Source organism: Streptomyces incanus (genome assembly GCF_042656345.1).
Classification (GTDB): domain Bacteria; phylum Actinomycetota; class Actinomycetes; order Streptomycetales; family Streptomycetaceae; genus Streptomyces; species Streptomyces incanus.
In genome coordinates this window covers 1-6311 of record NZ_JBHSPC010000055.1, presented here as the reverse complement: position 1 = coordinate 6311, position 6311 = coordinate 1, and the positions used below count along the sequence as shown (strand labels likewise).

Sequence of the window (6311 nt, the reverse complement as noted above, 5' to 3'; positions counted from 1 at the left end):
CGCTGTCCAACAATCCCCGTACCGTGACAAACCCACTGAGGGCGTGTGGGCGAACCTGAAGAACAGCCTGGGGAACCTGGCCGCGTGCACCACCGACGAACTCGCGGCGCTGGCTCGCACCCGGCTGAAGAAGATGCAGTACCGCCCAGACCTGCTCGACGGCTTCATCGCGGAGGCCGGCCTCGTCCTGCGGCCACCGTAGCGTCACTCCGAAGTGAAAGACTCAGTTGCGGCGGTGCGGGCAATGGGCATCACCGCGCAGATCATCGTCCGCGCCGACTCCGCGTACTTCTCCCACAAGGTCGTCGACGTCTGCCGCAAGGCCGGCGCACGGTTCTCCCTCGCCGTCGCGGTCAGGAAGAAGATCCGCGAGGCCATCGCGCACATCGCCGAGACCGCCTGGACGCCGATCAAGTACGCCGCCGCCGTCTGGGACGCCGCCGAGGAACGCTGGATCTCCGACGCCGAGATCGCCGAAGTCCCCTTCACCGCGTTCACCAGCAAGAAGAAGGCGTTCCACACCACCGCCCGGCTGATCGTGCGCCGGGTGAAACGCCTGAACCCCAAAAGCGTGCCCGCCGGGCAGGCCGAGCTGTTCGGCGTCTGGCGCCACCACGTCATCTTCACCGACAGCCCCTTCGTCCTGGCCCAGGCCGAACCCATGCACCGCGAACACGCCCAGGTCGAGCAGGTCTTCGCCGACCTGGAAGACTCCGCACTCGCCCACCTGCCGTCGGGGAAGTTCACCGCGAACGCCGCCTGGCTCACCCTGGCGGCCACCGCCTACAACCTCACCCGGGCCGCCGGCCACCTCGCCTCCGTCTTCCACGCCCGGGCACGCACCGGCACCATCCGCCGCCACCTGATCAACATCCCCGCCCGGATCGCCACCGGAGCCCGCCGTCTCCCCCTCCACCTTCCCCAACACTGGCGCTGGCAGGACGACTTCGCCGGCCTGTGGACGGCGACCGGACAGCGCATGGTCAGCTGACCCGCGCGACCGCCCTGCCCGCCCACGACCCGAAAGACCTCGGAGACCCCGCACCGGACGGCCACCCGGCGATCACCGCTGCCCGCACCCCGAAGAAACCCCCGGAACCCGCCCGACACCCGTGATCAGAATTCACGCGGTGGATCGAGGGTCAATCGTGGTGGCCGCGGAACGGCCGCAGTAGACACACAAGCCCCGATGCGCCGTCAGGACCATGAGCCACTGCCAGGTCTTCTGCTTGCCTCGCTCGCCGCGACGGATCTCGTCCATCACACCCCCTCCGTTGCTAAAAGCTGGTCAACGGCGATCGTAGGAGGCGGCACTGACAATCGAAGGGCGAGCCGGACGTCGCGGTGGACGTCCCCGCTCCCCCACCTCCGAGGCGGCGCGCGGGCAACTTTTCCAGATCCAACCTCAGCACCGCCGCGACTCGATACCGTGTCGCTCCAGTCGGCTGTAGGGGGCTCACATGAAGTATGGAGATGCGCACTACATGGCCGCCCGGGACGCCATGGTAGCGATTCTGAAGGGGTGGGCCCGAGAGGGCCGGACCGACACCTACAAGGCGCTGAGCGAGGCCGTGGCACCGGAGCACCGGGTGCACTACCACGGCCGGATGATGTCGCTTCTACTGGCAGACGTCTGCCGCCGGGACAGCACCGGTCCCGAGCCGATGCTGTCAGCACTGGTAGTCAATGGATCCAGCCGGAAGCCTTCCGACCAATTCTTCGAGCTGGCCGTTACCGAGTTCCACCGTCGGGACCCTGACTGGACCTGGGAGTGGGAGCGGGATGCAGTGTTTGACCGTTACCGCAGCCCGGTTTCGCTGTGAGTCCACTGCGGCGTATCGCTCGGCTGCCCTGCACATCCGCTGTGCGGGGCAGCCGCCCACCGTGGACGGCTCCGGGTTGGAACCTGCTGGCTACACCGCATCCTCTCGTTGTAACGGCGGTAGAGGGAATGGACGCGTGACCGCCTCTCAGGCGTTCTCGTCATGAATCCGCGCACCCAGATCCTCCGCCCACTCCAGCGCCCACGCCTTGAGTTCTTCGATCTGCCGGGAGGTGAGCCCATACGCGGTGTAGTCCTCATCCTCGTACCAGTCCGCGCCGACGAGCCGGTCCCGGAGGTCCTCGAGGCTGAACTCGTCGTGGGTGCGACGGCGGCCCAGGGATTCGAGGTCGGCGGTGGAGCGGTGGCGGGAGGCAGCCTGGACGTCGATGAGGTCGCGGACGGTGCCGCGGTCGGCGAGGGCACGGACCTTGGTGCCGATCACGTCGAGGGAAAGAACAGGGCCGTAGGGGGTTTGGGCAGGCGGAGCCCAGAACGCCTCCTTGAGAACGTCGACCTCGCACTCCTCGCCGGTGTCCGGATCGGTGACCAGGAACCGGCCGCTGAGCGGATCGGTCTGGACGTGCGTGATCCGCCATCCGCGCGTGCTGAGGCCTGCTGTGAGTGAGGCGACGATCTCCTGCATCGGAGCGGGATTCTCGGTGGCGACGTCGAGGTCACGGCTGAAGCGGTCGACCAGACCGTGGGCCTGCACGGCGTATCCGCCGGTGAGGACCAAAGGGTAGGGGGAGCCGAGGTCGAGGATGTCGGCGAGGAGACGCTTGTGGAGCGGAGTGAGCTTCACGCGGCGGTCGGGTCGGCGAGAGCGGTGCGGAGCAGCTCAGGGAAGGCGTCCTCCCAGACCTCGCGGATGTAGGGACTGATCAAGCGCCGCAACACGGGCCACTGCTCGGTGAGCAATCGGTGGTGCAGGAGGGCCACCAGGTCCCCACTCAGTCCTTCGGCGAGGACGGTCCGGTAGAGCGTCATGCGGGACTTCGGACGGTCCAGGCTGTAGCTGGTCCGCCCGGACCAGACGATGTGGAGCGGCAGGTCCACTTCGCCCTCGACAGGGCCAGCCAGCACCTGCAAGCGCTCGGGCAGTCGGCTGCGGTAGCGGTCCCGCAGCACCTCGGCGCGAGGGGCGGTGATCGTCGTGTCCATGCATCCAGTATCGCTGCTGGGAGGCGGCGGCATGGCGGATACGGGGGTCCCCTGTCGTACATACGGGTCGGGCGGCCGCCCGCCCTTCCCTCGGACATCTCCCCCAGCGGGCGCTCAGCGCATCATGGTCTACCCGTGCAGCCACCAGGTGGCGCGGCAACCGGCTGCCCTGCCGACCTGGGACCGGCCCCGCTCGCGGGTGCGGGTGATCATGACGCAGCAGGTAACGCGGAGGGCCGCCGCGGTGGAGTCGGCTGCGGCTTCGGTCTCGGAAATGACGACGGTGCCGAAGCCGAGGCCCATGGCGCCGGCGCAGGGGACGAGAAGGACACCGGGGCGGCCGAGGTCGCGGTAGCGGCCGGAGGGGGCAGGCGGCATCCATAAGGCACGCCGCTTCGGCCCCGACAGCCCACTCACTCAAGACCCGTGCCTCGGACGTGCTGTCGAGTAACGCAGCGAACCTCCCAAGCGGGAGCCAGGCACCTGTGTCCAGGTCCCCCGTCATGGCGGCCACCTGGTCAAGCAAGCTGGGACGCTCCCGCGCCCGATGCTGACCGTTTGCTGACCCGAGCCGGGCCATCAAGCCTCCGACCTGCAAAAACACCGAAACGCTAGATCTTGGACTTGAACAGAGTTCGCAGCACTTTGGACTCCTGGAAGACAGCTCCCCTCACGGGTGGGCGTGGGGTTCTCCTTCAGCGGTCCAGCGTGACAGTGTCTGCGTGGGGTGGCGGGTGGCCTCAGCCGTGGATGGCCTCGGCAATCGGGGTGCCTCCGGCGCGGAACCCGATGGTGCGACCGATCGTGGTCGGATCCGTCAGGACGGCGGCGGCGACGGCGGCCACGTCCGCGCGGGGCACGGTGGTCCGATCGGCCGGGACGATGACCCGGTCGATCCTGCCGGTGGGCTCGTCCAGGCTCAGCACGTCGGGCGCCAGGATGGTGTAGTCCAGCCCGGAGCCCCGCAGATGCTCATCAGCGGCCTTCTTGGACTCGATGTACGGGTAGAACGGGTCGTCCGTGGCCACACCGTGCCCGGCACGTGCGCGTAGGTAGGACACCATCACGTACCGGTCCACGCCGGCTTCCTTGGCCGCGTCCATGCTGCGGATCGCAAGGATCACAGAAAGCAGCGTGTTTCACGTGTCAGCCCAGCTCGGGGCACCCACGCATACGGCAGGGGAGCCCTCATCCCGTCTAGACCTATTCTGTCTAGGCCTCTTGCCCTGCCCGTGATCTGCGGGCTACGTTTCCCGCTGTTCGGAGTCCTTCGCGTTTCCTTCAACTCCCTTGATGCACAAGGCTGGAAGGAGCATGTCCGCATGCAGGACCGGAGTCTGTCCAGACGAACCGTTCTCGCCTCCGCGACCGTGGTCGCTGCGAGCGCAACAGGCGTCATGGGCGTGGCGGCTACCCCCGCGGTCGCGCACGAGCGCGACAACCGCCTCAAGAAGATCATCTCCAAGATGAGCATCGAGGCGAAGATCGGCCAGCTGTTCGTGCCGTACTTCTACGGTACGTCGGCGACTTCTCCCAGCCGGTTCGACCAGGACCGCAACCTCAGGGAACTCGGCGTCCGCACCGTTGCCGAGCTGATCGCCAAGTACCACATCGGCGGTGTCATCTACTTCTTTGGCTGGGCGAACAACATCCAGGACCCCCGCCAGATCGCGGACTTGACGAACGGTGTGCAGCGGGCCTCGCTCGCACTGCCCACCCCCGTCCCGTCCCTGATCTCCATCGACCAGGAGCATGGGGTCAACGTCCGCATCGGCAGCGGCGCCACCCAGCTGCCGGGCGCGATGGCGCTCGGCGCGGGCCGCTCGCTCTCCGACGCGCGCACCGCCGGACGGATATCGGGCACCGAACTCGCCGCCTTGGGCATCCATCAGAACTTCGCCCCGGTCGCCGACGTCAACGTCAATCCGGCCAACCCGATCATCAACGTCCGCTCCTTCGGCGCCGACGCCCGTGAGGTCGGTCGCATGGTGGCAGCCCAGGTGACGGGTTATCAGCAGGCCGGGGTCGTGGCCTGCGCCAAGCACTTCCCGGGCCACGGGGACACCGGGGAGGACAGCCACACCGAACTGCCCGTGATCACCCATACCCGCGAGGAGTGGGACCGCATCGACGCCCCGCCCTTCAAGGCCGCGATCGCCGCCGGCGTCGACTCGATCATGACCGCGCACCTCCAGGTCCCCGCGCTCGACCCCAGCAACGAACCGGCCACCCTGTCGCCCAGGATCCTCCAGGGCGTGCTGCGTGACGAACTCGGCTTCGACGGCGTGATCGTCACCGACGCCCTCAACATGCGCGGAGTGCGCACCAAGTACGGCGACAACCGTGTGCCCGTCCTCGCCCTGAAGGCCGGCGCCGACCAACTGCTGTTCCCGCCGGACATCGACGTCGCCTACAACGGCGTCCTGGCCGCCGTCCGCAGCGGAGAGATCACCGAGGACCGACTCGACGAGTCGGTCCTGCGCATCCTGCGGCTCAAGGACAAGGTCGGCCTGCTCAGCAGCAGTCCCTACATCTCCCCGAAGGAGGTCGACCGGGTCGTCGGCGCCCGCAGACACCGGCTCGCCGCCGCCCGGATCGCCGAGCGCACCACCACCCTGCTGGTCAACGAGGACGAGGCGCTCCCGCTGCGCCGCAGGCAGAAGAAGCTGCTCGTGGTCGGCGCCAGCCCGGCCTTCCCGACCGACGACACCCGCACCACCGTGCCCGAGCTGGCCAAGGCGTTCGACGAACTGGGCTACCGCACCACCCACCTCGCCACCGGCCGGGCGCCCGACGCGGCGAAGGTCGCCGAGGCCGTGGCCGCCGCACGGGGACGGGACGCGGTGGTGGTCACCACCGACAACGTCGGCGCCACCAGCACCCAGCGCACCCTGGTGTCCCGGCTGCTCGCGACGGGCGTCCCCGTCGTCCACCTCGCGGTGCGCAACCCCTACGACATCGCCCACCTCGGCGACGTCCCGGCCTCACTGGTCTCCTACTGCTGGACCGAGGTCGAACTGCGCGCCGCCGCACGGGTGATCGCCGGCCGGGTCGAGCCGCGCGGCAAGCTGCCCGTGCCCATCCAGCGGGCCGACGACCCGACCACGGTTCTCTTCCGCTCCGGGCACGGCCTGTCGTACGACGACTGACGTCCGCGTCCTCGCACAGCTTTCCGCCCCGGTACCCCCTGAGGGGGAGCACCGGGGCAGGCCGGCCCGATGCCGGCCACGCACCATCCCCGGCCGGCGGTCGACGCAGTGTGAACAACTGAGGCTTTCATTTCGAGGTGACTCATGCCTGTTGCGGCGTCAGGATCAGGCCGGTC

Annotated in this window: 7 protein-coding genes and 1 pseudogene; 4 read left to right on the top strand and 4 right to left on the bottom strand. The window is 68.5% G+C overall.

Translation table 11 applies throughout. The features are described from left to right. The 3 genes and pseudogenes from ACFP2V_RS19535 to ACFP2V_RS19525 all read left to right on the top strand — a co-directional run. Positions 1-202 (top strand): annotated as a pseudogene (locus ACFP2V_RS19535) (IS630 family transposase); the annotation flags it as partial. Positions 203-214: 12 nt separating this feature from the next. Beyond that, positions 215-991, top strand: coding sequence for a transposase (locus ACFP2V_RS19530; RefSeq protein WP_381213729.1), 777 nt, complete (start codon positions 215-217; stop codon positions 989-991). A 469-nt stretch (positions 992-1460) separates the two neighbouring features. After that, on the top strand, positions 1461-1823 hold the full coding sequence (locus ACFP2V_RS19525) for a hypothetical protein (protein ID WP_381213726.1): 363 nt from the start codon (positions 1461-1463) through the stop codon (positions 1821-1823). Positions 1824-1970: 147 nt separating this feature from the next. Here ACFP2V_RS19525 and ACFP2V_RS19520 read toward each other — a convergent pair whose 3' ends face one another. From ACFP2V_RS19520 to ACFP2V_RS19505, 4 genes are all read right to left on the bottom strand, one after another. Next, complete coding sequence (locus ACFP2V_RS19520; protein WP_381213723.1) at positions 1971-2627, bottom strand: nucleotidyl transferase AbiEii/AbiGii toxin family protein; 657 nt, start codon at positions 2625-2627, stop codon at positions 1971-1973. Then, the gene (locus ACFP2V_RS19515; RefSeq protein WP_381213720.1) at positions 2624-2986 is read right to left on the bottom strand and encodes a hypothetical protein; all 363 of its coding nucleotides are present in this window, start codon (positions 2984-2986) and stop codon (positions 2624-2626) included. The genes ACFP2V_RS19520 and ACFP2V_RS19515 overlap by 4 nt, the downstream gene beginning before the upstream one ends. Before the next feature lie 129 nt (positions 2987-3115). Continuing rightward, positions 3116-3364 carry a hypothetical protein gene (locus ACFP2V_RS19510; RefSeq protein ID WP_381213717.1) on the bottom strand — a complete coding sequence of 83 codons (249 nt, stop codon included), beginning with the start codon at positions 3362-3364 and terminating at the stop codon, positions 3116-3118. 362 nt (positions 3365-3726) lie between these two features. After that, positions 3727-4110 (bottom strand): NAD(P)-binding oxidoreductase, encoded by a 384-nt coding sequence (locus ACFP2V_RS19505; protein ID WP_381213714.1) that lies wholly within the window; start codon positions 4108-4110, stop codon positions 3727-3729. 198 nt (positions 4111-4308) lie between these two features. Between ACFP2V_RS19505 and ACFP2V_RS19500 the strand changes: the two genes are divergently transcribed. Beyond that, positions 4309-6135: a glycoside hydrolase family 3 protein gene (locus ACFP2V_RS19500; protein WP_381213712.1), complete on the top strand. Its 1827-nt coding sequence runs from the start codon at positions 4309-4311 to the stop codon at positions 6133-6135. Positions 6136-6311 lie beyond the last annotated feature (176 nt).

Coding starts and splice junctions, on each gene's coding strand:
- ACFP2V_RS19525 (WP_381213726.1), top strand. CDS start 1,461: ATGAAGTATGGAGATGCGCACTACATGGCCGCCCGGGACGCCATGGTA.
- ACFP2V_RS19515 (WP_381213720.1), bottom strand. CDS start 2,986: ATGGACACGACGATCACCGCCCCTCGCGCCGAGGTGCTGCGGGACCGC.
- ACFP2V_RS19510 (WP_381213717.1), bottom strand. CDS start 3,364: ATGCCGCCTGCCCCCTCCGGCCGCTACCGCGACCTCGGCCGCCCCGGT.
- ACFP2V_RS19500 (WP_381213712.1), top strand. CDS start 4,309: ATGCAGGACCGGAGTCTGTCCAGACGAACCGTTCTCGCCTCCGCGACC.